This window comes from Dinoroseobacter sp. S76, assembly GCF_049801095.1.
Classification (GTDB): domain Bacteria; phylum Pseudomonadota; class Alphaproteobacteria; order Rhodobacterales; family Rhodobacteraceae; genus Dinoroseobacter.
The window spans coordinates 634,016-657,473 of sequence record NZ_JBNAGH010000003.1 but is presented as its reverse complement, the minus strand read 5'-3'; the positions used below and the strand labels follow the sequence as shown (position 1 = coordinate 657,473).

The 23,458-nt window shown below is 66.1% G+C and carries 24 protein-coding genes; 21 read left to right on the top strand and 3 right to left on the bottom strand.

The annotated features are described in order from the left end of the window. The first annotated feature begins 19 nt into the window (after positions 1-19). From ACP153_RS12765 to hypE, 21 genes are all read left to right on the top strand, one after another. Complete coding sequence (locus ACP153_RS12765) at positions 20-1,537, top strand: AMP-binding protein (RefSeq protein WP_424971377.1); 1,518 nt, start codon at positions 20-22, stop codon at positions 1,535-1,537. A 65-nt stretch (positions 1,538-1,602) separates the two neighbouring features. Then, positions 1,603-2,934 carry a sensor histidine kinase gene (locus tag ACP153_RS12760; protein WP_424971376.1) on the top strand — a complete coding sequence of 444 codons (1,332 nt, stop codon included), beginning with the start codon at positions 1,603-1,605 and terminating at the stop codon, positions 2,932-2,934. Next, positions 2,931-3,938 (top strand): HupU protein, encoded by a 1,008-nt coding sequence (locus tag ACP153_RS12755; protein ID WP_424971375.1) that lies wholly within the window; start codon positions 2,931-2,933, stop codon positions 3,936-3,938. Before ACP153_RS12760 ends, ACP153_RS12755 begins: the two co-directional genes overlap by 4 nt. After that, positions 3,935-5,368 carry a nickel-dependent hydrogenase large subunit gene (locus tag ACP153_RS12750; RefSeq protein ID WP_424971374.1) on the top strand — a complete coding sequence of 478 codons (1,434 nt, stop codon included), beginning with the start codon at positions 3,935-3,937 and terminating at the stop codon, positions 5,366-5,368. The genes ACP153_RS12755 and ACP153_RS12750 overlap by 4 nt, the downstream gene beginning before the upstream one ends. A 1-nt stretch (position 5,369) precedes the next feature. Next, complete coding sequence (gene hypF / locus ACP153_RS12745) at positions 5,370-7,634, top strand: carbamoyltransferase HypF (protein ID WP_424971373.1); 2,265 nt, start codon at positions 5,370-5,372, stop codon at positions 7,632-7,634. A gap of 232 nt (positions 7,635-7,866) precedes the next feature. Then, positions 7,867-8,958, top strand: a complete 1,092-nt coding sequence (locus tag ACP153_RS12740) for a hydrogenase small subunit (RefSeq protein WP_424971372.1) — start codon at positions 7,867-7,869, stop codon at positions 8,956-8,958. 3 nt (positions 8,959-8,961) lie between these two features. Further along, positions 8,962-10,755 carry a nickel-dependent hydrogenase large subunit gene (locus ACP153_RS12735; RefSeq protein ID WP_424971371.1) on the top strand — a complete coding sequence of 598 codons (1,794 nt, stop codon included), beginning with the start codon at positions 8,962-8,964 and terminating at the stop codon, positions 10,753-10,755. A 14-nt stretch (positions 10,756-10,769) separates the two neighbouring features. Then, positions 10,770-10,961 (top strand): HupE/UreJ family protein, encoded by a 192-nt coding sequence (locus ACP153_RS12730; protein ID WP_424971370.1) that lies wholly within the window; start codon positions 10,770-10,772, stop codon positions 10,959-10,961. A 13-nt stretch (positions 10,962-10,974) separates the two neighbouring features. Continuing rightward, positions 10,975-11,757 carry a Ni/Fe-hydrogenase, b-type cytochrome subunit gene (gene cybH / locus ACP153_RS12725; protein WP_424971369.1) on the top strand — a complete coding sequence of 261 codons (783 nt, stop codon included), beginning with the start codon at positions 10,975-10,977 and terminating at the stop codon, positions 11,755-11,757. Positions 11,758-12,028: 271 nt separating this feature from the next. After that, positions 12,029-12,637, top strand: coding sequence for a HyaD/HybD family hydrogenase maturation endopeptidase (locus ACP153_RS12720; protein ID WP_424971368.1), 609 nt, complete (start codon positions 12,029-12,031; stop codon positions 12,635-12,637). After that, positions 12,609-12,962 (top strand): HypC/HybG/HupF family hydrogenase formation chaperone, encoded by a 354-nt coding sequence (locus tag ACP153_RS12715; RefSeq protein WP_424971367.1) that lies wholly within the window; start codon positions 12,609-12,611, stop codon positions 12,960-12,962. Before ACP153_RS12720 ends, ACP153_RS12715 begins: the two co-directional genes overlap by 29 nt. A gap of 5 nt (positions 12,963-12,967) precedes the next feature. Further along, on the top strand, positions 12,968-13,342 hold the full coding sequence (locus ACP153_RS12710) for a hydrogenase accessory protein (protein ID WP_424971366.1): 375 nt from the start codon (positions 12,968-12,970) through the stop codon (positions 13,340-13,342). 10 nt (positions 13,343-13,352) lie between these two features. Beyond that, complete coding sequence (locus ACP153_RS12705; protein ID WP_424971365.1) at positions 13,353-14,195, top strand: hydrogenase expression/formation C-terminal domain-containing protein; 843 nt, start codon at positions 13,353-13,355, stop codon at positions 14,193-14,195. Continuing rightward, entirely contained in the window at positions 14,192-15,067 is an 876-nt protein-coding gene (locus ACP153_RS12700) for a [NiFe]-hydrogenase assembly chaperone HybE (RefSeq protein ID WP_424971364.1), read from the top strand. Before ACP153_RS12705 ends, ACP153_RS12700 begins: the two co-directional genes overlap by 4 nt. Before the next feature lie 4 nt (positions 15,068-15,071). Further along, positions 15,072-15,989, top strand: coding sequence for a hydrogenase expression/formation protein HupK (locus ACP153_RS12695; protein ID WP_424971363.1), 918 nt, complete (start codon positions 15,072-15,074; stop codon positions 15,987-15,989). After that, a complete protein-coding gene (gene hypA / locus ACP153_RS12690) occupies positions 15,982-16,323 on the top strand; it encodes a hydrogenase maturation nickel metallochaperone HypA (RefSeq protein WP_424971362.1) in 342 nt (113 codons plus the stop codon). The genes ACP153_RS12695 and hypA overlap by 8 nt, the downstream gene beginning before the upstream one ends. 1 nt (position 16,324) lies before the next feature. Beyond that, on the top strand, positions 16,325-17,164 hold the full coding sequence (gene hypB, locus ACP153_RS12685) for a hydrogenase nickel incorporation protein HypB (RefSeq protein WP_424971361.1): 840 nt from the start codon (positions 16,325-16,327) through the stop codon (positions 17,162-17,164). Beyond that, on the top strand, positions 17,161-18,645 hold the full coding sequence (locus ACP153_RS12680; RefSeq protein ID WP_424971360.1) for a sigma-54-dependent transcriptional regulator: 1,485 nt from the start codon (positions 17,161-17,163) through the stop codon (positions 18,643-18,645). Before hypB ends, ACP153_RS12680 begins: the two co-directional genes overlap by 4 nt. Before the next feature lie 12 nt (positions 18,646-18,657). Further along, positions 18,658-18,954, top strand: a complete 297-nt coding sequence (locus ACP153_RS12675; protein WP_424971359.1) for a HypC/HybG/HupF family hydrogenase formation chaperone — start codon at positions 18,658-18,660, stop codon at positions 18,952-18,954. Continuing rightward, positions 18,954-20,102: a hydrogenase formation protein HypD gene (hypD, locus tag ACP153_RS12670; RefSeq protein WP_424971358.1), complete on the top strand. Its 1,149-nt coding sequence runs from the start codon at positions 18,954-18,956 to the stop codon at positions 20,100-20,102. Before ACP153_RS12675 ends, hypD begins: the two co-directional genes overlap by 1 nt. 69 nt (positions 20,103-20,171) lie before the next feature. Continuing rightward, entirely contained in the window at positions 20,172-21,203 is a 1,032-nt protein-coding gene (hypE, locus tag ACP153_RS12665) for a hydrogenase expression/formation protein HypE (RefSeq protein ID WP_424971457.1), read from the top strand. Here the strand turns inward: hypE and ACP153_RS12660 are convergent, their stop codons facing one another. The 3 genes from ACP153_RS12660 to ACP153_RS12650 are packed head-to-tail and all read right to left on the bottom strand — an operon-like array spanning position 21,204 to position 23,421. After that, entirely contained in the window at positions 21,204-21,839 is a 636-nt protein-coding gene (locus ACP153_RS12660; protein ID WP_424971357.1) for a class I SAM-dependent methyltransferase, read from the bottom strand. Beyond that, positions 21,839-22,489, bottom strand: coding sequence for a WbqC family protein (locus ACP153_RS12655; RefSeq protein ID WP_424971356.1), 651 nt, complete (start codon positions 22,487-22,489; stop codon positions 21,839-21,841). Before ACP153_RS12655 ends, ACP153_RS12660 begins: the two co-directional genes overlap by 1 nt. Next, positions 22,489-23,421, bottom strand: a complete 933-nt coding sequence (locus ACP153_RS12650; protein ID WP_424971355.1) for a glycosyltransferase family 2 protein — start codon at positions 23,419-23,421, stop codon at positions 22,489-22,491. Before ACP153_RS12650 ends, ACP153_RS12655 begins: the two co-directional genes overlap by 1 nt. Positions 23,422-23,458: the final 37 nt, after the last annotated feature.

Here is a 23,458-nt window from a genome sequence, read left to right as displayed (position 1 = left end):
GCTTTAAGAAAGTGACTGCATGAATTTCGCCCTTTGGCTGGCGCGCAGTGCCACGCGCAGCCCAGATGCCCCCGCCCTCTATACCGGTACCACGCTGGAGACGGATTATGCGGGTTTTGCCGATCAGGCGGCCCGGATCGGGGCGGCGCTGGCCGCGCGCGGGATCGGCAAGGGCGACCGGGTCGGCGTCTTCATGAAGAACTGCACGGATTACCTGCGGGTGATCTATGGCATCTGGTGGAGCGGTGCGGCGGCGATCCCGATCAATGCCAAGCTCCATCCGCGGGAGGCGGAATGGATCCTGTCGGATGCGCAGGCGACCCTATGCTTTACCACCCCGGATCTGGCCGAGGGGCTCGCCGAGGTCGCGCCCGCGTGCCCTTGCGTGGTCAGTGGCGGTGCCGATTTCGCCGGGATGCTCGCCACGCCTCCCATGGCCGAGCCGGTGGAGATGGCGCGCGAGGATCTCGCCTGGCTCTTTTACACCTCCGGCACCACGGGCAAGCCCAAGGGCGTGATGATAAGCACGGCCACCATCACCGCCATGACCCTCAGCTATTTCGTGGATGTGGACGAGGTCAGCGCCGAGGATGCGATCCTCTATGCCGCGCCCATGAGCCATGGGGCGGGTATCTACAACTTCATGCATGTGCTGCGCGGCGCGCGCCATGTGGTGCCCGAGAGCGGCGGGTTCGAGCCGGCGGAGATCTTTGCACTGGCCGCCGAGATGCGCGCGATCAGCATGTTCGCCGCCCCGACCATGGTGCGCCGGATGATCGATGTGGCCAAGGCGACGGGCGCCACGGGGGACGGGATCAAGACCGTCATCTATGCGGGCGGGCCGATGTATCTGGCCGACATCATGGAGGCGGTCGAGGTTCTGGGCGACCGCTTCGTGCAGGTTTACGGGCAGGGCGAGTGCCCCATGGGGATCACAGCGCTGAGCCGGGCGGATGTGAGCGATCGCACCCATCCGAACTGGCAGGCGCGGCTGGCCTCGGTCGGCACGGCCCAGACCATCAGCGAGGTCGCCATCCTCGATGAGAGCGGCGCGCCCGTGCCTGTAGGCGAGACCGGCGAGATCGCTGTGCGCGGCGCGGGTCTGATGCTGGGCTATTGGAACCGGCCCGAGGCCACGGCGGACACCATCAAGGACGGCTGGCTCTGGACCGGGGATATGGGGCGGCTCGATGCGGATGGCTATCTGACCATGGTGGACCGGTCCAAGGATATGATCATCTCGGGCGGCTCCAACGTCTATCCGCGCGAGGTCGAGGAGGTGCTCCTGACCCATGAGAGCGTGGCCGAGGTCTCGGTCGTGGGGCGGCCCCATCCAGACTGGGGCGAGGAGGTCGTGGCCTTTGTCGTCCCCACCCCCGGCGCGGCTCTGGCGGAGGCGGCGCTTGACGCGCTCTGCCTCGATCAGATCGCGCGGTTCAAGCGGCCCAAGGCCTATATCGCCATCGAAGCACTGCCCAAGAACAATTACGGAAAGGTCCTCAAGACCGACTTGCGGGCCCGGTTGCGGGGCGATTAGGCCCCGCCCCCCTGCGCCAGATCATCCCCTCGCCTAAAGCGGCGATTGGGACTAGGCTTTGATCCATGCGCCTTGAGCCGCCCTCCACGCCCCAATCGGGGAGCCTGTCCGGGATTGACGATTCCGCATGGTCCGAAGTGTTGCGGGCCGTCGATGACACCTATTCCGCTCTGATCGAGAACCAGACCGCGCTGGAGGCGCGCAACCGCGAGCTTGAGGATCTGCGCCGCTTCATGGGGTCAGTCATGGCCTCGGTTTCGGATGTGCTCCTGGTCGTGTCGCGGACCGGGGATCTGCAAGAATGCAGCGCGTCGCTCCTGCGGTTGGCGGAGCGGGACCGGGAAGAGATCCTTGAGACGCCCGTCGCTGCGCTGTTCACCGAAGCGGACCGGCCCCGGTTGGCGGATGCTTTGCAGGCGGCGATCTCGGCCAAGGCGCGGGTGGATTTCGAGGCGGATCTGGATCTGGCCGATGGGGCGGCGACGCTGGAGTTCAACATCGCGCCGCGGCTCGATGATCGCGGGCGCGCGACGGGCGCGGTTCTGACCGGGCGGCCCGTGGGCGAGCTGCGCCAGGCCTATGCCGAGCTCGCCAAGAGCCATGACGCCCTGCAACAGACCCAGGCCCAGCTGGTGCGCAATGAAAAGCTCGCCTCGCTGGGTCGGCTGCTCGCGGGCGTGGCCCATGAGCTGAACAACCCGATCAGTTTCGTCTATGCGAACGCCCATGCCATGGAGCGCTACGCCACCAAGTTCGAGACCTATTTCGAGCGGGTGCAGGAGGGCGCGGACCGGGCCGAGCTCGTGTCGCTCCGCGAGGAGCTGAAGCTCGACCGGGAGATCCGCAACCTGCGCGAGGCAATTGACGGGGCCCGGGACGGGGCGGAACGGGTGCGCGATATCGTGGCCGATCTGCGGCGGCTCTCGGCGGAGGGTTCAGGCGAGACCGAGGAGTTCGATCTGGCCGAGGCGGCGCGGACGGCGGCGAGCTGGGTCGCGCGCGGGGCAAAGGGCGAGCTGCGGATTACCTTCATGGGGCTCGATGCGGCCCCGGTCGCGGGCAAGCCGGGGCATATTCAGCAAGTGGTCATGAATCTGGTGCAAAACGCCGTAGATGCCATGGCCGATCAGGAGGATGCATCGCTGCATTTGGACGTCTACCAGACCGGGGATCTGCTGACCCTCGATGTCACCGATACGGGGCCGGGGATTCCCGCGGATGTGGCCCCGCATATCTTCGATCCGTTCTACACCACGAAACCCGTGGGGCAGGGGACGGGGCTGGGCCTCGCGATTTCCCACAAGATTGCCGATGAGCATGGCGGGCGGCTCTTGCATGTGCCGACCGAGACCGGGACCTGCATGCGGCTGGAACTGCCCGTGGTGACCGCGCCATGACCCGGCGGCGGAGCATGCTCTGGCTGCAATCAGCGGGCTGCGGCGGCTGCACCATGTCGCTTCTCTGTGCTGAGGCGCCCGGCGTTCTGCATGCGCTGGAGGGGGCGGGGATCGACCTGCTCTGGCATCCGGCGCTCAGTGCCGAGACCGGCGCCGAGGTGCGCGCGCTCTTGGCCGGGATCGAGGCGGGGGAGATCCCGCTCGATATCCTCTGCGTCGAGGGTGCGGTGGCCAAAGGGCCCAAAGGGACCGGGCGCTACCAGATGCTCTCGGGGACGGGGCGGTCCATGCTCGATTGGGTCGAGAGCCTTGCCCCCCATGCGGGCCATGTGCTGGCCGTGGGCAGTTGCGCGGCCTTTGGTGGCGTGACCTCGGCTGGGGGCAACCCGACGGATGCGGTCGGTCTGCAATATGAGGGCACCCATCCGGGCGGCGTGCTGCCGCCGGAGTTTCGCGGGGCCGAGGGCCTGCCGGTGGTCAATATCGCGGGCTGCCCGACCCATCCGGACTGGGTGACCGAGACGCTTCTGATGCTGGCGGGCGATGATCTGACGCCAGAGGCGCTCGATGCCTATGCCCGGCCGCGGTTTTATGCAGATCATCTGGTCCACCATGCCTGCCCGAAGAACGAATACTACGAGTACAAGGCCAGCGCCCGCAGCCTGTCGGAGATGGGCTGCATGATGGAGCATCTGGGCTGTGTCGGCACGCAAGCCGTGGGCGATTGCAACATCCGGCCCTGGAACGGATCGGGGAGCTGCACGCGCGGCGGCTATCCTTGCGTGAACTGCACCGCGCCCGAATTTGAGGAGCCGCGCCATCCCTTCACCGAGACCCCGAAACTGGCCGGGATCCCCGTGGGTCTGCCCACGGATATGCCCAAGGCCTGGTTCATGGCGCTCGCCTCGCTGAGCAAGGCCGCCACCCCGCCGCGTGTGGGCGAGAACGCTGTCTCGGACCGGGTGCGCGTGCCGCCCACCTTGCGAAAGCCCCCCGGCGCATGAGCGAGCGGGAACTTCTGGTCGGGCCGTTCAACCGGGTGGAAGGGGATCTGGAGCTGCGACTCGAGATCTCTGGCGACCGGGTGCAGGCGGCCTATGCGAACTCGCCGCTCTTTCGCGGGTTCGAAATGATGCTCCTGGGCAAAGCGCCACAGGATGCGCTGACCCTGACGCCGCGGATCTGTGGGATCTGTTCGATCAGCCAATCGGCGGCGGCGGCGCGGGCACTGGCGGCGGCGCAGGGCGTGAGCCCTACTGAGAATGGCGCGCGGGCGGCGCAGATCATCCATGCGGTAGAGAATCTGGCCGATCACATCACCCATTTCGCGCTGTTCTTCATGCCGGATTTCGCGCGCGCCGATTACGCGGGCCGCGACTGGCACGGCGCGGTGACCGAGCGGTTTCTGGCGACCAAGGGCTCCATGGCCCATGCGACGCTCTCGGCCCGGGCTGAGCTGATGCATGTCCTCGGGCTGCTTGCGGGCAAGTGGCCCCACACGCTGGCGATCCAGCCGGGGGGCGTGACCAAGGCCCCGACCGCACGGGACAAGGCGCGGATCGCGCTGAGCCTCGCCGGGTTCCGGCGGTTTCTGGAGACAGATCTCTTTGGCGCGCCGGTGGAGGCCTTTGCCGAGCTCGCGTCGGTTGAGGCGCTGATGGCCTGGGAGCCTGGGGATGCCGGGCTCTTTCTGCGGATCGCGCGGGATCTCGAACTGGCAGAGATGGGCGCGGGGCCGGGGCGCTATCTGTCCTTCGGCGCCTATGCGGGGGACGCGGGGCCGGCCTTTGCCCAAGGGGTTTGGGACGGGGCGCTGCGCCCCTTTGATCCGGCGGATGTGGTCGAGGATCTGAGCCATGCCTGGATGCTCGGCGAAGATGCCCATCCGCAGGCCGGGCAAACCCGACCGGATGAGGATATGGCGGCCCCCGCCTATAGCTGGTGCAAGGCGCCACGCCTCGCGGGGCAGGTGGCCGAGACCGGGGCCTTTGCCCGGCAAGTGGTGGACGGGCATCCGCTGGCCCGGGCGTTGGCGGCCTCGGGCGGCAGTACGGTGCTGAGCCGGGTGGCCGGGCGCCTGCTGGAGGTGGCGCGGACACAGATCCTGCTGGAGGAGTGGACCCGGGCGCTCGATCCCGGGGCGGTCTTCATGGTGCAGGGCGAGACCCCGCGCGAGGGAGAGGGCGTCGGGCTGGTGGAGGCGGCGCGCGGCGCGCTGGGCCATTGGTTGCGGATCGAGAAAGGCCGGATCGCGGGCTATCAGATCGTCGCGCCGACCACATGGAATTTCAGCCCGCGCGACCGGGCGGGGCAGCCCGGGGCGGTCGAAGCCGCGCTGGCCGGGGCGCCTGTGGGACCGGCGGAGGAGACGCCGATCTCGGTTCAGCATATCGTGCGCAGTTTCGATCCCTGCATGGTCTGCACGGTCCACTGAGATGGAGGGCCGCCGCATTCGCGTGCGCGGGCAGGTGCAGGGGGTCGGGTTCCGCCCCTTCATCTGGCAACTTGCCCAGGCGCGGGGGCTGCGGGGCGAGGTTCTGAACGATCCCGAAGGCGTGCTGATCCATGTCTGGGGCGCGGATCTGGAGGAGTTTGCCGCCGAGATCACTGCCAAGGCTCCGCTGCTCGCGCAGGTCGATGCGGTGGAGGTCGTACCCATGGAGGGCGCGCCGCCAGAGGGGTTCTCGATTGCCGCCAGCGCGGGGGCGGGGAACCAGACCCGGATCACCCCGGATGCGGCGACCTGCGCCGCGTGTTTGGCCGAGATTCGCGATCCGGCGGAGCGGCGGTTTGGATATCCTTTCGCCAATTGCACCCATTGCGGACCGCGCCTGACAATCATCGACGCGCTGCCCTATGACCGGGCCCAGACCGCGATGGCGGATTTTCCCATGTGTGATGCCTGTCGCGCGGAGTATGAGGACCCGGAGGACAGACGGTTTCATGCCCAGCCCATCGCCTGCCCGGATTGCGGTCCGCGCCTGTGGTTTGAGCGGGACGGAACTGAGATCGGTGGCGCGGCCATTGACATGGCCGCGCGGTCGCTCGCCGCTGGAGAGGTGATCGCAATCAAGGGACTTGGGGGCTTTCATCTCGCTGTGGACGCGGGCAACGGCGAGGCCGTCGCCCGCTTGCGGGAGCGCAAGCGACGACCGGCGAAGCCCTTTGCCCTGATGGGAACGCTGGAGATGATCCAGCGCCATTGCCCGATGCGGGGCGATGAACAGGCCTTGCTCAAGAGTCCGGCCGCGCCGATCTTGCTGCTGGAGGCGCGGGGCGAGGCCTTGCCAGAAGCGGTCGCGCCGGGGATGGACACGCTGGGCTGGATGTTGCCGAGCACGCCTTTGCATCACCTTCTGCTGGATGCGTTTGGCGGGCCGCTGGTCATGACCTCGGGCAACCTCTCGGGCGAGCCGCAGGTGATCGGAAATGCGGAGGCGCGCAAGAAGCTTGGCGAGTTTGCGGATGCCTTCCTGATGCATGATCGAGAGATCCGGCGGCGCCTCGATGACAGCGTGATGCGGGTCCTGCCCTCCGGGCCCATGGTGCTGCGCCGGGCGCGGGGGAATGTGCCGGGCACGCTGCCCTTGCCCGAGGGTCTGCGCGATGCCCCGCCCGTGGTGGGCTATGGCGGGCAGATGAAAGGCGCGATTTGTCTGACCAAGGGGGGCGAGGCGCTGCTCGGGCACCATCTGGGCGAGATGGACAACCTTCTGACCATCGAGGCCTTTGATCAGGCGGATGCGGATTACGCGGCGCTCTTTGACCATGACCCGGCGGCGGTGGCGTGTGACCTGCATCCTGAGTTCCATGCCTCGCGCCATGGGGCCGCGCGGGCAGAGACGCTGGGCGTGCCGCTGTTCGAGGTGCAGCACCACCACGCGCATATGGCGGCCTGTATGGCGGAAAACGGCTGGTCGCTGGAGGCAGGCCCTGTGGTCGGGATCATCCTGGATGGGTTGGGGCTTGGGCCCGATGGCACGGTCTGGGGGGGCGAGGTCCTGCTGGGGAGTTATGCCGAGTTCGAGCGGTCAGCGTGGCTGACCCCTGCGCCTCTGGTCGGCGGGGATCGGGCGCAGGCGGAGCCGTGGCGCAATGCGCTGATGCGGCTGGATGCAGCGGGACTGGGCGACTGGGCGGATCGGGTCTTTGCCGATCATCCCCGCGATCTGCTCCGGCAGGCGGCGGAGGCCGGGGTGAACGCGCCGCTCTCCTCCAGTGCCGGGCGGCTTTTCGATGCTGTCGCGGCGATCCTGGGGATCTGCCCGGATCGGCAGAGCTATGAGGGGGAGGCGGCCATGCGGCTGGAGGCGCTGGCAGGTACATGGACCGGCCCGGCGCCGGGCTGGGCCGAGGAGGTTGCGCTACCGCGCACGGGTCCGATTGACCCCGCTCCGATGCTGCGCGCGCTGGTCGCGGAGCTGCAGGCGGGGGGCGATCCCGCGGCGCTGGCTCATGGGGCGCATCGCTGGGTGGCGGACGCCGTTGCGGCCCCTGCGCGTGCGGCTGTGGAGGCGGGGCAGGCCCTGGCCATCGCCCTGTCGGGCGGGTGTTTTCAGAATGCGCTGCTGTCCCGGATGGTCAGCGAAAGGCTCGGGGATCTGCCGGTTCTGACCCATGGAAAGGTCCCGGCCAATGATGGCGGACTCGCCTTGGGACAAGCGGCGGTGGCCGCCGCGCGGCTGCTTCGCGGCGGATAGATACTTCCCACCCTCTGCCGGAAACTGGAAATCCGATCACCGGGCCCAGAGACGAGCATCTCAGGGAATTCCGCGTAACGCGCTGAAAACATGATTGTATTCCGTCGCACACAAATATCCGCCCAAAGGTTTGCGACCCCTTTCCGATCCATCGCCTACTGACCCAAAGCGCGGCCAGAGCTCCGTCCACAAGGGGCCGGGACGCGCAGGGACAGTGAATGGAGGACCCCCGGTGAGTGAGATCGAAACCTTTTATGACGTGATGCGGCGGCAAGGGATCACCCGGCGCAGCTTCATGAAATACTGCTCGTTGACGGCGGCGGCCCTCGGGCTCGGGCCGTCCTTCGTGCCCAAGATCGCCCATGCGATGGAAACCAAGCCGCGCACCCCGGTGATCTGGGTGCATGGGCTGGAATGCACCTGCTGTTCCGAGAGCTTCATCCGCTCGGCCCACCCGCTGGCCAAGGATGTCGTCCTGTCGATGATCAGCCTCGACTATGACGACACTCTCATGGCGGCGGCGGGCCACGCGGCCGAGGCGGCGATGGCGGACACGATCGAGAAATACAAGGGCAACTACATCCTCGCGGTGGAGGGCAACCCGCCCTTGAACGAGGACGGGATGTTCTGCATCTCCGGCGGCAAACCCTTTGTCGAGAAGCTGAAATACGCGGCCAAGGACGCCAAGGCAGTGATCAGCTGGGGGGCCTGTGCCTCCTATGGCTGTGTGCAGGCGGCCAAGCCGAACCCGACCCAGGCCACGCCCGTGCACAAGGTCATCACCGACAAGCCGATCATCAAGGTGCCCGGCTGCCCGCCGATCGCCGAGGTCATGACCGGGGTGATCACCTATATGCTCACCTTCGAACGGATGCCCGAGCTTGACCGCCAGGGTCGTCCGAAGATGTTCTATTCCCAGCGGATCCACGACAAATGCTACCGCCGTCCGCATTTCGATGCCGGTCAGTTCGTCGAGGAATGGGACGATGACAATGCGCGCAAGGGCTATTGTCTCTACAAGATGGGCTGCAAGGGCCCGACCACCTACAATGCCTGTTCGACCGTGCGCTGGAACGAGGGGACATCCTTCCCGATCCAGTCCGGCCATGGCTGTATCGGCTGTTCCGAAGACGGGTTCTGGGATCAGGGTTCGTTCTACGACCGGCTCACCGACATCAAGCAGTTTGGGATCGAGAAGAACGCCGATCAGGTGGGTCTTGCGGCCGCCGGTGTCGTCGGCGGGGGCGTCGCGCTCCATGCTGCGGTCTCGGCCCTGAAAGCGGCCCAGAAAAAAACGCAATCCGATGCGTCCGAGGAGGTCTGATAGATGACCATTCAAACACCTAACGGCTACACGCTGGACAACTCGGGCAAGCGGATCGTGGTCGATCCCGTGACCCGGATCGAAGGCCATATGCGCTGCGAAGTGAATGTGGATGACGAGGGGGTGATCCGTAACGCGGTCTCCACCGGGACTATGTGGCGGGGGCTCGAAGTGATCCTCAAGGGCCGCGATCCGCGGGATGCCTGGGCGTTCACCGAGCGGATCTGCGGGGTCTGCACCGGCACCCATGCGCTGACCTCGGTGCGCGCGGTCGAGGATGCGCTGGGGATTACAATCCCGGACAATGCGAATTCGATCCGCAACATCATGCAGCTCAACCTGCAGATCCATGACCATGTGGTGCATTTCTATCATTTGCACGCGTTGGACTGGGTGAACCCGGTCAACGCCCTGCGCGCGGATCCCAAGGCGACTTCGGAGTTGCAGCAGATGGTCTCGCCGAGCCATCCGCTCTCGTCCCCGGGCTATTTCCGCGATGTGCAGAACCGCCTGAAGAAGTTCGTGGAAAGCGGCCAGCTTGGCCTCTTCAAGAACGGATACTGGGACAACCCGGCCTATAAACTGCCGCCCGAGGCGGATCTGATGGCCACGACTCACTACCTCGAGGCGCTCGATCTCCAGAAGGAAATCGTGAAGGTCCACGCGATCTTTGGCGGCAAGAACCCCCATCCGAACTGGCTGGTGGGCGGGGTGCCGTGCCCGATCAACGTCCATGGGGATGGCGCGACGGGCGCGATCAACATGGAGCGGCTGAACATGGTCAGCTCCATCATCGACAAGTGCGATGAGTTCAACAAGAACGTCTATATCCCGGATGTGATCGCCATTGGCGGGTTCTACAAATCCTGGCTCTATGGCGGGGGGCTGAGCTCGCAGGCGGTGCTGGCCTATGGGGACATCCCCGAGCATGCCAACAATTTTGACGCCGACCAGCTGCACCTGCCGCGCGGGGCGATCATCAATGGCGATCTGAGCACGGTCCATGACGTGGATGTGCGCGATCCCGAGCAGGTTCAGGAATTTGTCGACCACTCCTGGTACGACTACGGCGAGCCGGGCAAGGGTCTGCATCCCTGGGACGGGGTGACTGAGGCGAAGTTCGAGCTCGGGCCCAATCTCAAGGGCACCAAGACCAACATCAAGGAGATCGACGAGGCCGCGAAATACTCGTGGATCAAGGCGCCGCGCTGGCGGGGGCACGCGATGGAGGTCGGACCGCTCTCGCGCTACATCGTCGGCTACGCCAAAGGGCACGAGGACATCTCGGAGCAGGTCAATGGCCTGTTGCGGACCATGGATCTGCCGGTGGAGGCGCTCTTCTCGACCCTGGGTCGGACGGCGGCACGGGCGCTCGAATCCGAGTATTGCGGACGCTTGCAGAAGTACTTCTTCGACAAGCTCGTCACCAACATCAAGAACGGCGACGAGAGCACCGCGAATATCGAGAAATGGGACCCGTCGAGCTGGCCGAAAGAGGCCAAGGGCGTCGGCATGACCGAGGCGCCGCGCGGCGCGCTGGGCCATTGGGTGCAGGTCAAGGATGGCCGGATCGAGAACTACCAATGCGTGGTGCCAACCACCTGGAACGGCTCGCCCCGGGACAAGGAGGGCAATATCGGCGCCTTCGAGGCCAGCCTGATGAACACGCCCATGGAGCGGCCCGAGGAGCCGGTCGAGATCCTGCGCACCCTGCACAGCTTCGATCCGTGCCTTGCCTGTTCGACCCATGTGATGTCGCCCGATGGCGACGAGCTGACCACGGTCAAAGTGCGCTAAGGGAGGGCGTCATCATGAAAACCGCAGCAATCTACCTGCTGACGGCCGGGGCGGCGCTCGCCCATCCCGGCCACCCGGAGGCCGAGACCGGGCTCCTGCACTGGATCACGTCGGCCGACCATCTGCTGATCGTGGCGGCGCTGGGCTACGGGGTCGGGCTGGCCCTGCCTATCTTGCGGGCGCGGCTCGGCCGCAAGTCGGAATGAGGAGGGGGCTGCCATGAACACCAGCACCCGCACCATCCACAAGCCCAATGCGGAGGTGGAGCCGCTGCCGTCATCGCGCCTGACGGGCGACGCGACGGCGGAGGATATCGACAGCATCCGCCGCCGCACCTCGGTCTATGTCTACCAGGTCCCCGTGCGGCTCTGGCACTGGATCAACGCGCTGGCCATCGTCGTGCTCTGCGTGACGGGCTATTTCATCGGCTCGCCACCTCCGACGATGATCATCGGCGAGGCCACGGATCAGTTCGTCTTTGGCTATATCCGCTTTGCCCATTTCGCCGCCGCGATGATCATGACGATCGGCTTTTTTGGGCGGATCTATTGGGCGATGGTGGGCAATCACCACGCGCGGCAGATGTTCTACCTGCCGATCTTCAACCGTCACTGGTGGGCCGAGATCCTGTTCGAGCTGCGCTGGTACATGTTCCTGGAAAAGGAGCCGAAGAAATATGTGGGCCACAACCCGCTGGCCCAGGTCGCCATGTTCTTCTTCATGACCGTGGGGCTGAGCTTCATGATCGTTACGGGTTTCGCGCTCTATGCCGAGGGGATCGGCGCGGGCTCGACGCTGGAGAGCATCTTCGGACCGCTTCTGGTCTGGGTCGGCGGCAGTCAGATGATGCACACGCTGCACCATCTGGGCATGTGGGCCATCGTGGTCTTCGCGATCATCCATATCTATGCGGCGATCCGCGAGGACATCATGTCCCGTCAATCCATGGTCTCGACCATGATTTCCGGGCACCGGACCTTCAAGGATGACCGCCCCGAATAAGGTGGAATCATATCCCTCCAGAGGGCGTCCTTCGGGGCGCCCTTTTTCGTGCTGGGTGAGGCGTTTTCGGAAAACCCAAAAAGTGGAAACTAACTTTGCATCATGATTTCGCGAAAACGCGCCATCTGCATGCAATAGTATCCTGAAATCAACCACTTGGGCTGGTGCGGCAGAAAGTCCGCCTGACAACCTTCGCGCAAGTGACAACCCTTTGAGCATTCGGGGTAGAAATCGGAAACAAATAAGCCGATCTCCGGGAGGGACTGACAGAATGACACAGCGAGTGCTGATCCTCGGGATCGGAAATGTGCTTTGGGCGGATGAAGGCTTTGGCGTACGCGCCGTGGAGGAGCTGGCCCGCCGGTGGAAATTTCCTGACCATGTAAAACTGCTGGATGGGGGCACCCAGGGCCTCTATCTGCTGCCGTTTCTCGAAGAGGCGGATGTGCTTTTGGTCTTTGACGCGGTGGATTACGGGCTGGAGCCCGGCACCATCAAGGTGGTCGAGGATGACGAGGTGCCCCGCTTCATGGGCGCCAAGAAGATGAGCCTGCACCAGACCGGGTTTCAGGATGTGATCGCCACGGCGCAGCTGATGGATCAATGCCCCGAGAAGCTCTGCCTGATCGGTGTGCAGCCGGTGGAGCTGGAGGATTACGGCGGGGGGCTGCGCCCGCTGGTGGCTGAGCGGATCGCCCCGGCCATCGAAATCGCGCTGACCTATCTCGCGCGCCACGGCGTGCAGCCCGAGCCCGGCCAGAGTGCCGCCGACCTGTTGGCGGACCCGGCGATCCTGCGCGATGCCTATGAGGCCGGGCGCCCGTCGGAAGACGAGGCCTGCCGCACGGGCGATGCCCGCTTCTTCCCGGCTGGGGCCTGATCCCATGTGTCTCGGCGTTCCCATGCAGGTGATCTCGATCGACGGGATCGCCGCGCTCTGCAGCGACGGGCAGCGCGAGGAGCTGATCGATATCTCTCTCACCCCGGACGCGATCCCCGGCGTCTGGCTGCTGACCTTTCTCGGCGCGTCGCGCGAGGTGCTCGATGCCGATGAGGCGGCCAAGATCTCGGCGGCTCTGGGCGGTTTGAAATCGCTCATGGCCGGAGACGGGCTCGGCGATGCCTTCGCCGATCTCGAGGCGCGCGGTCCGCAACTTCCCCCCCATCTCGCCGCGGCGGCTGCCGCTGGCAAAACCACAGGATAATCCCCATGGCCTATTTGATCACACGATTGACCGATGAGCTGGGCTGGGCCCGGCTGGAGGATCTGGCCGCTTTCGAGGCGCTGCTGGCCGCGCCCGGCGCCCATTGCGTCTTTGTTCCGGGCGATCCGGTGCGCAATCTCGAGAGCACGGATGTGGCGGTGATCCTGCCCGAGATCCGGCAGGCGTTTCAGAACCGGTTCGATGTGGCCATCGCCACCCCGGCAATCGAGCAGAACATCCTCAAGGCTGCGGGGGTCTTCAAGACACCGAGCCTGATCTTTTTCCGCGACGGCGCCATGATCGGCGCGATCCCCAAGGTGCGCGACTGGGACGATTACATGGCGCGCGTCACCCGCATTCTGCAGTTTGAGACCGCCTGAGGAGGGCCCCATGGTACAGAACTTTCACCTGCCGCCCTCCGGGTTTGGCCCCGGCTCGCAAGCGGACCCATCCGAGGGGCCGGAGCTCGAATACATGCCGCTGCCCTCGGGGATGCGGACCTATTCCACCCATCTTCCCGAGATCGACGAGATCGAAGCGGATGTGAGCACGGCCCTGGGCCTGCTGGCCGCGATGGCCGATGCCGCCGACCGGGTCGGCCGGGGCGGCGCGCCCGAGACCTTCGATCTGAGCGCGCTCGACACGGCGAACCGTGCCCTGCTGGCCGAAACCATGGGCGATGGCGAGGTGTCGATGAAGCTGCGCGGGGTGCCAGCGCTCGCTGTGCAAGAGAGCGTTTTTGCCGGGGTTTGGCAGGTCAAGGGGGCCGAGGTCGACGCGATCGAGATCGCGCCCGTGCCGCAAGCCGCCCGGGACCGCGCCTTTGACCCTGTCGCGCCGGCGCTCGGGAAAGACGCGCCGCTCAGCCCGCAGGTGGTCAATGCGCCCGCCCTGCTGGCGGAGCTGCGGGACAAGTCCGACGCTTATGGGCCCGGGGTTGAGACCCATGTGGTCAACCTGACCCTGCTGCCCCATACGGAGGCCGATCTCGACTGGCTCGCCGCCACCCTCGGGACCGGTTCGGTTGATGTGCTGAGCCGCGGCTATGGCAATTGCCGGGTGACCGCCACGGCCACGCCCCATGTCTGGCATGTGCAATTCTTCAACTCCATGGATACGCGGATCCTCGATACATACGAGGTGGGCCCCATGCCCGAGGTCGCCCTGGCCGCGCCCGAGGATTTGGTCGACAGTGCCGAGCGTTTGCGCGAAGTTCTGGAGGCGATCCGATGACCACTGCGCAAGGCATGACCCCCGGCTTCGAGGGCTCCTATATGGGGTCGGACGCCAAGATCAGCGCGCAGGCGGTGATGGAATGCAAGATCTGCTGGACGCCCTACGATCCCGCAGAGGGGGACGAGCATCGGCAGGTTCTGCCCGGCACGCCCTTCACCGCGCTGCCCGAGGACTGGTCCTGCCCCAATTGCGACGCGCCCAAGGAACAGTTCCTCGTGCTCGACGATCCGGGTTCCGTCGAGGCGGAAACCTCCGCCCATATGGAGGAGGCGGTGCGCGCCCTCGTGGCCGATTTCACCGAGATCTATCACGCCAAGATGCGCGACGTGCCGATCATCAACAAGGCGCTCCATGTGGAGGCTGTGGGCTTTCGCCCCCATGGCACGGGCTATCTCGGGGTGCTGATGTCGCCCTGGTTCATGAACCTCGTGCTCCTGCCGGGGCGGGATGAGGATTGGGCGGATCTGACCGCCGGGGCGAAGGAGAACCTCGATTTCCCCTCGGGCACCTACGAGTTCCTGCACAACACCCGCGAGACCGTGGGGGGCTACAAGGCCTGCTCGCTTTTCTCGCCGATGGAGGCGTTCAACAGCCAGATGCAGGCGCTGGATACGGCGCGCGCGGTGATGGTTGCGCTCTTTGACGAGAACAACCGGGCCGAAACCGACCGGGCTGCCGAGATCCGCGCCACGCGGCAGGCTGAGCTTGATGCGGTGGCCGAGGCCGAAGCGGCCGCAGAAGCGGAGACCGAGGAGGCCGCCAAGGCCCGCGCCCGGGCCGAGACCGAGGCCGCCAAGGCCGCGATCCTGGCCGAGGCGCCGTCGCGACGCGCGGTGATCTCGGGCGGTCTGGCCGGAGGCGAGAGCTGAGATCATGGCGGGCTCCGGGTTGCAGTTGCGATGGACCAAGGCAGGCGCGCCCCCGCGTCTGATCCCGGAGGCTGCGATGCCGATCGGGGCCTTTCTGTCCGGGCGCCCTGCTGCTGAGGCCGCCGAGCTCCTGCCGCGGATCTTCAACGTTTGCGCGGTGACCCAGCGGGTGGCGGCACGGCTGGCACTGGACCTGCCGGCCTTGCCCGGAGATGCCAAGGCGCTGCAGGCCGAGATCCTGCGCGAACATGTGCTGGTCTTTGCCCTGCGCTGGCCGGGGCATCTGGGGCTGCCACAGCGCCCGGACCTGCTGCAACAGTCTGGCGAGGCTCTGCGCCATGCGCTCTTCGGAGCTGCGACCTTGCCCCAGAGCTTGACCGCGTTTCTCGATCTTCTGCGGCGGGGCGAGGCCCCAGGGCTCGCGGTGCTGAACGGGATCGAGCGGGCCTTTGCCCCGGGGGAGGCGACCTGCGATGCGTTGCCCTTCGCCGGTGCAGGTGATCCGTTCAACGGGGCGCCATCGGAGAACTCCGCCGTCGGGCGTCATGGCGCGCATCCCCTCCTGGGCGATATCGAAGCGATCTATGGGCGCGGCCCGTTTTGGCGTGCCACGGCCCGGGCGCTGGAGCTTGAGGCGCTGGCCCAAGGCTGGCAGCCCCGCGCGCGCCAGTGGGCCGATGGCACCGCCGAGGTTGCTGCCGCCCGGGGGACCTATTTTTGCCGGGCGTCCTGCGATGATCAGGGGCGGGTCACCGGGTTTGCCCGGGCGACCCCCACGGATCATGGCACGGCCCCGCGCGGCACCATGCATCAGGCGCTTGCCTGCCTGAACGATCCCAGCCAAGCGCGGGTCGACCTGCTCTTTGCGATCCTCGATCCCTGCGCCCCTGTGACCCATAACCCGGAGCCGGCCCATGCATGAGATGTCGCTTTGCGAAGGGATCCGCGGCATTGTCGAGGATCAGGCCCGCAACCACGGCTTTGACCGGGTCACGCGGCTGCGGCTGGAGATCGGGCGCTTCGCGGGCGTCGAGAAGGACGCCCTGCGCTTTGCCTTTGAGGTGGTCATGCGCGGCTCGCCTGCGGAAGATGCCGCGCTGGAGCTGATCGACCTGCCGGGGATAGCCCTTTGTTATGACTGTATGAGCGAAAAAGAGATCAACGACCGGCTCGACCCCTGCCCGGATTGCGGCAGCGGCAAGATGATGCCCCAGGGTGGGGACGAGATGCGGATCAAGGATATGGAGGTGGCTTGAGATGTGCACGGTATGCGGATGCGACGGCGATGGGGTGAAGATCGAGGCGGGCGGGCATAGCCACGCCCACGGGCATGATCACCACCACCATCATCACCATCACCACGGGCAGGACATTCATTTTGGCGCAGGCCCTGCCGGGGTCGAGGTGCCGGGGATGAGCCAGGAGCGGCTGATCGAGATCGAGACCAGCATCCTGTCCAAGAACGACGCCTATGCGGATGGCAACCGCGCGCGGCTCGCCGAGCTCAACGCGCTGGCGCTGAACCTTGTCTCCTCCCCGGGTTCGGGCAAGACGACGCTGCTCTGCAAGACGATCGAGGCGTTGGGCGATCAGCCCCTCGCGGTGATCGAAGGCGACCAGCAGACCAGTGCCGATGCGGACCGGATCCGCGAGACCGGCGCGCGCGCAGTGCAGGTCAATACCGGCAAGGGTTGCCATCTGGACGGGCATATGGTGGGTCATGCGCTCGACCATCTGGCGCTGGATCCGGGCGCGATCCTGTTTATTGAGAACGTAGGCAACCTTGTCTGCCCGGCGGCGTTCGATCTGGGCGAGGACGCCAAGGTCGCGATCCTGTCGGTGACCGAGGGTGAGGACAAGCCCCTGAAATACCCGGATATGTTCACCGCCTCCAAGCTGGCGATCCTGAACAAGATCGACCTCGCGCCCTATTGCGATATCGATCTGGATCTTTTCGAGACCCATCTGCGCCGCGTGAACCCGGAGATCGAGATCCTCCGCGTCTCGGCCCGCACGGGCGAGGGGATGGAGGCCTGGATCGCCTGGCTGCGGCAGGCGCTGGCGGCCAAGACCGCACAAGCGGCAGCGGCCGAATGACCAAGGCACCGCCCCTCCCCGGAGTGCTCCTCGTCGATGACGAGGCGCATTCCCTGACCTCCATGCGCATGGCGCTTGAGGACGATTTCGAGATCTTCACCGCCGCCGATGCGGAGGCCGCCTGGGACATCCTTGAGCGGGAGTGGATCCAGGTGATCTTTTGCGATCAGCGGATGCCCGGGAAGACCGGCGTTGAACTGCTCTCGGATGTGCGGGAGCGCTGGCCCGAGACCGTGCGGATCATCATCACCGGCTACACGGATGGCGAGTCCATGGTGGCGGCGATCAACGAGGCCGGGATCTATCAGTTTGTGACCAAGCCCTGGCATCCGGACCAGCTCCTGATGGTGGCCAAGAATGCTGCCGACCTTTTTTCTCTGAGCCGTGACAATGAGCGGATGAGCCTTGAGATGCGCTATCTCGGGACCACGGCGCAGACGAAGCTGGACAAGCAGCGGGCCGCTCTGCGCGAGGGGATGGGGTTTGAGACCATCCTGCGCGCGACCAACTCTCCGACCAATGAAACCGTGGCCCAGGCACGGCAATTCGCGAGCTTTGACGTACCCGTGTTGCTCACTGGCGAAGTGGGCACGGGCAAAACCGATCTGGCGCGGGCGATGCATTACGCGTCCCTCCGCGCAGATCGTCCTTTCTATGCGTTCAACTGCGCGGGCCTGCCGGATGCGTTTCTGGAGGCCGAGCTGTTCGGCGCCCGGCGCGGCGCGCTGGAGCATTCCAACGCCAACAAGATCGGCCTTTTGCGCAAGGCGGATCAGGCGACGCTCTATCTCGGCGGGATCGATGCGCTGAGCCCGGAGTTTCAGCTCAAGCTGACCCGGGTTCTGAGCGAAGGCGCGTTCCAGCCTGTGGGGGCCACGGAGGTGCAGACCACCAATGTGCGCCTGCTGGCGGGCACCCATAAGGATCTGCGCGCGATGATGGCCGAGGGAAGCTTTCGCAGCGATCTCTTCTACCTGCTGGCCTCCACCGAGTTGACCATGCCGCCTCTGCGGGCGCGGCCCGGGGATATCTCGATCCTCGCCACCAACATGCTCTTTGAGGCGGCGAACCTGCACGGCAAGAAGGTGCGCGGTTTTACCGATGGCGCGCTGTCATTCCTGGAAAACTACGACTGGCCCGGGAACCTGCGGGAGCTTGAGAATGAGGTCACGCGGATGCTGATCTTTGCCCAGGAGGATGTGCTGGGCGCAGAGCTGATCTCGCGCCACATCCTGCAGACCGCGCCGGGCGAGGGCTCCGATGACCGGATGGCGGATCCCGCGGCGATGACCGACGGCTCGCTCAAGGACCGGGTGGAGCTTATCGAGATGCGCATCCTGCGCGAGACGCTCACGCGGCTGAAATGGAACAAGAGCCGGGCGGCGGCGGAACTGGGGCTGAGCCGGGTCGGCTTGCGCGCCAAGCTCGACCGCTACGGCATCAAGCCCGCGCCGGAGACCACCGCGCGCGAGCTGGACTGAGGAGGACACCCAATGTGCTTAGGAATTCCGGGCCGGATTACGGCCATCACCGATCCCGACCGCCTGATGGCGCAGGTCGATGTGTCGGGCGTGAAACGCGAGGTCAATGTGGCTTGCGTGGCGGGCAACCGACCGCTGGAGGAGCTGATCGGGACCTGGGCGCTGATCCATGTGGGCTTCGCCATGAGCGCCATTGATGCCGAGGAAGCCGCCAAGACCCTCGAGGCCTTGCGCGAGCTGGGTGAGGCCCAGGAAGAGATCGAGGCCATGCAGGCCTCCAATGCCATGCTCGCCGGGGAGGGTGCGTGATGAAATATGTTCAGGAGTTTCGGGATCCCAAGGCGGCCAAGGGCGTGCTCGCGGCGATCGAGAAGGTCTGTGACGAGATCGGTGCGACGGCGGAGAAGCCCGTCCACATCATGGAGATTTGCGGTGGTCACACCCATGCGATCTTTCGCTACGGGCTCGACAAGCTGACCCCGCCGGGGATCGAGTTCATCCATGGGCCGGGTTGCCCGGTCTGCGTGCTGCCCATGAGCCGGGTCGATGAATGCGTGGAGCTGGCCGAGCGGCCGGAGGTGATCTTCACCACCTTTGGGGATGCCATGCGCGTGCCGGGGACCCGCAAATCCCTGCTGCAGGCCAAGGCCGATGGGGCCGATATCCGCATGGTTTATTCCCCGCTCGACGCGCTGGAACTGGCGCGCCGCAACCCGGATCGGGAGGTGGTGTTCTTTGGCCTCGGGTTCGAGACCACGACGCCGTCGACCGCGCTGAGCATTCAGGCCGCGGCGCGCGAGGGGCTGACGAATTTCAGCGTCTTCTGCAACCACATCACCGTGCCGCCCCCCATCAAGGCGCTGCTGGATGACCCGCATATGGTGCTGGACGGGTTTGTGGGGCCGGGCCATGTGAGCATGGTGATCGGCGTGCATCCCTATGATTTCATTGCCGAGGAGTATGGCAAGCCGCTGGTGGTGGCAGGGTTCGAGCCGCTGGATCTCTTGCAATCGGTGCTCATGGTGCTGGAGCAGATCCGCGACGGCCGTGCCGAGATCGAAAACCAGTATGCGCGGGTGGTGCCCGAGCATGGCAATCCGGTGAGCCTTGCGGCGATTGCCGATGTTTATGAGCCGCGCCCGACCTTCGAGTGGCGTGGGCTGGGCGAGATCGATGCGAGCGGGCTGCGGATCCGCGAGACCTATGCCGCCTTTGATGCGGAAGAGAAGTTCGAGATCGGTTACGGGGCGGAGCGCCGCGTGGTCGAGGAGATCGAGGGCTGTGCCTGCGGGGCGGTGATGACCGGGCGGATGAAGCCCGTCGCCTGTCCGCAATTCGGGCGCGGCTGCACGCCGGAGATGCCTCTGGGGGCGTTGATGGTCAGTTCCGAAGGCGCTTGTGCGGCCTATTACCAGTATGGCGGGGCCCGGGCGCTGGACCCGGTTGCGGCGGAGTAGGGGGCTCTGCCCCCGCGCGCGATGCGCGCTCCCCCAGAGTATTTGACGAACAATGAGAAGGTGGGCGCGATGACGGCCAAGAGCTTGCGCGACACGGCGGTGACCCTGTCCCATGGGGGCGGCGGCAAGGCGATGCGGGATCTGATCGAGGTGGTCTTCACCTCTGTCTTTGAGCCCGACGGGATGGAGGATCAGGCGCGTCTGACCGCGGCGGCTCTGGCCGAGCCCGGGGCGCGGCTGGCCTTTACGACGGATAGTTTCGTGGTCGATCCGGTGGAGTTTCCCGGCGGCGATATCGGCAAGATCGCAGTGTGCGGCACGGTGAATGATCTGGCCGTGGGCGGGGCGCAGCCGCTCTGGCTCTCGGCGGCGTTTATCCTTGAGGAAGGGGTCGAGATCGCGCTGGTGCAGCGGGTGGTCGCCTCCATGGCGCGGGAGGCGGCGGCGGCGGGCGTGCGCATCGTGACCGGCGATACCAAGGTGGTCGGGCGCGGCTCGGCGGACAAGATTTTCGTGACAACCTCGGGGGTTGGGGTGATCCCGCCAGGCCGGGATCTGGCCGCGGGCCATGTGCGTCCGGGAGATGTGGCGATCGTGAACGGTGTGCTGGGAGATCACGGTGCCACGATCCTTGCGGCGCGCGGGGACATGGCGCTGAGTGCGGAGATTTCGTCTGATTGCCAATCGCTCAACGGGTTGATGGAGGCGGTTCTGGCGGTCGCCCCCAATACGCGGGCGGCGCGGGATGCGACGCGGGGCGGTCTGGCCTCGGCGCTCAACGAGATTGCCGAGGCGGCGGGCGTGGGCGTGGTGCTCGAGGAGACCGCGATCCCCATGCGGGACGAGGTGCGGGGGACGTGTGAGATCCTCGGGCTCGATCCGCTTTATCTCGCCAATGAGGGCACGCTTGTCCTCTTTGTGCCGGAGGCAGAGGCGGAGGCGGCACTTGCGGCCATGCGCGGCACCTCTGCCGGGCGCGGGGCCTGCATCGTCGGGCGTGCGGTGGCGGAGCATCCGGGCCGGGTGGTCATGACCACGCTCTTCGGGGGCACGCGGATCGTCGACATGCTGGTGGGCGAGCAATTGCCCCGGATCTGTTGATCAGCGCTCTGCAATCGGGCTGCGATAGACATAGGCCGTGTATTCATAAAGGTCGTAATCGGCGCGCAGGATGACCCGCCGCCCCGCGAGCCCGTAGAGCCAGCGCAGAAGCGCGTCGCTTTCCACGTGGAAGAGATCTTCGCGCTGCCAATCGACCACGGCGGACATGACGTTGAAGGCCATGCCGTGCCGCGTCATCTCCCACATGGCAGTGGTGGCGGCGCGCAGGAAGTCCCACATCTCGTCCTGGCTCAGGCTGTCCTTGACGGTGAAGAGCCCGTTGGCGATCACATAGTCGAACGGCCCGGGTGCCGGGTCTCGCAGGATGTCATGGCGGGCGAAGTGTTCGGCGCCATGCTTTGCCTGGGCTGTGGTGATGGCCGCTTCGGAGATATCGAGACCGAGATAGCGCCGGGGCGGTTGGCCTGCCGCGATGAGATGGTCGAGAAACGCGCCTGTGCCACAGGCCAGATCGCAGAGATCCTGCATCTGACCTGCGGGCGCCAGCTCTCTCATGATCCCGAACCGGGTCTGCCGGTCCGCCTCATTGGGCCAGCCGGCGCCTTGGGCGGTGTCGCCGTGATCGGCGAGGCAGCGGTCATAATAGTCATGCAAGGTCTCGGGGCTGCGATCCATCAGTGCTGGACCTCCTCGGGCGGGGGGAGTTGGGCTAGCTCGGCGCGGAGCGCGTGGATCGGCTCGGTCGAAAACGCGTGGAGCATGGAGAAACGGGTGCCCGTGTAGGGGGCGAGGAAGGCAAGCCGCAGGGCGTGATCGCGAAACGTCGCCGCGTTGTAGAGGTCGCGCCCGCCGGGCAGGTTCACATAGGTCTTCCCTTCTGCGGCGCGGGCGGCGGCGATCACCCGGTCCTGTCCGCGCAGATCCGGGGGCAGGGCAAGGTCCGAGCTGCGCCGGATTGGCGTCTTGATCCCCAGCATCGCACAAGCGCGCGCAAGCTGCCCGTCGAGATAGGCAGTGACCCCGTCTGCGAACGGGGCGGAGAGCGTTTCGACCATCTCCTCCGAGAGCCAGGGCAGGGCCGCGAGGCGCTGGGACCATCTTTGGCTTGCGTCGGTGGCGAACCGCAGATCCTCGATCATTGTGTCGCGCGGTTGGCGTGCGAGGGGCAGGGTCAGCCAGCCATCCTCGGGCAGCGGGGCGCGGTGGATCCGCCCGCGTCGGGGAAACTGCACGCAGTCAAAGAGGATGAAGAGATCCACCGAGGCGATCAGGTGAAAATAGAGCGGATAGGGGTAGAGATAGGGTTGCATCACCGCGACCCGCATCACGCCCCTCCGGTCTTGGCGGCGATTGCGGTCCGGCGGGCGAGCGCTTCGGCCCGGCGATCCTCGAAAACCCCGTGGGCGGTCCGCACCGCCCCGGCGGCTTCCATCGCGGCCAGCGCGTCGGGCGCATAGAATTGCCGGTCGAACTCGTCCTGCAAACCACCCGCCTCATAGATCTCCAGCCAGCGCCGCCAATGCCAGGCGATGTTCCCGGAATGATCCGCATCATAACGCGCGAAGACGCCCGCGATGTTCTGCACCTTGCGCTCGAAGCGGGCATAGGTGGTGAAAGGCAGGTGGGCTACGACGATGTCCTGCCCCCGGGCGCGGCGCAGCACGCTTGCATCGGCCGTGGCGACCTGATGCATGCCGAGCCCGTAGCTCTGCACCGTTTCGGGCCGCACCATCAGCTTGGGCCCGATGCGATGGGTGACCCAGCGCAGGCTTGGATCTTCGGCCATGGCCTGGCGGGAGAGCGCTGCACGCTCCACCAGAAGCGGCAGATTGCGCAGGCCCGCATCGCTGTCCAGCTGCGCAAGGTCGACCGCGCCCTCGGGCAGGGCTGCGTTGAACCGCTCGACCACGACCACATCATGATTGGCCAGCGCGGCCGTCTTGCGCAGATCCCCCCGGCGCGGCATCCAGAACTCATCCGCATCGGTCACCATGAGCCAGTCGGGCTGGTCCCGCTGCAGGATGGGGCCAAAGATCGGGCCATCCAGCCCGAGCGAGGTTTTCAGGTCGATCACCCGTGCGCAGCGATGCACATTGTCATGCGCGGCACAGAGCCGGTCGACCAGCGCGCCCGTCCCATCGGTGGAGCCGTCATCCATGATGCTGATCGAGTAGACGCCGCTGCGTAGGAGCTGGGCCACGGCCCGGCCCAGCAGGTCGACCTCATCCTTCACCCAGATGACCGCGCTGATTTTCACGTTTGATCGCCTTCTATCCACACCCGGCGCTGCTCGC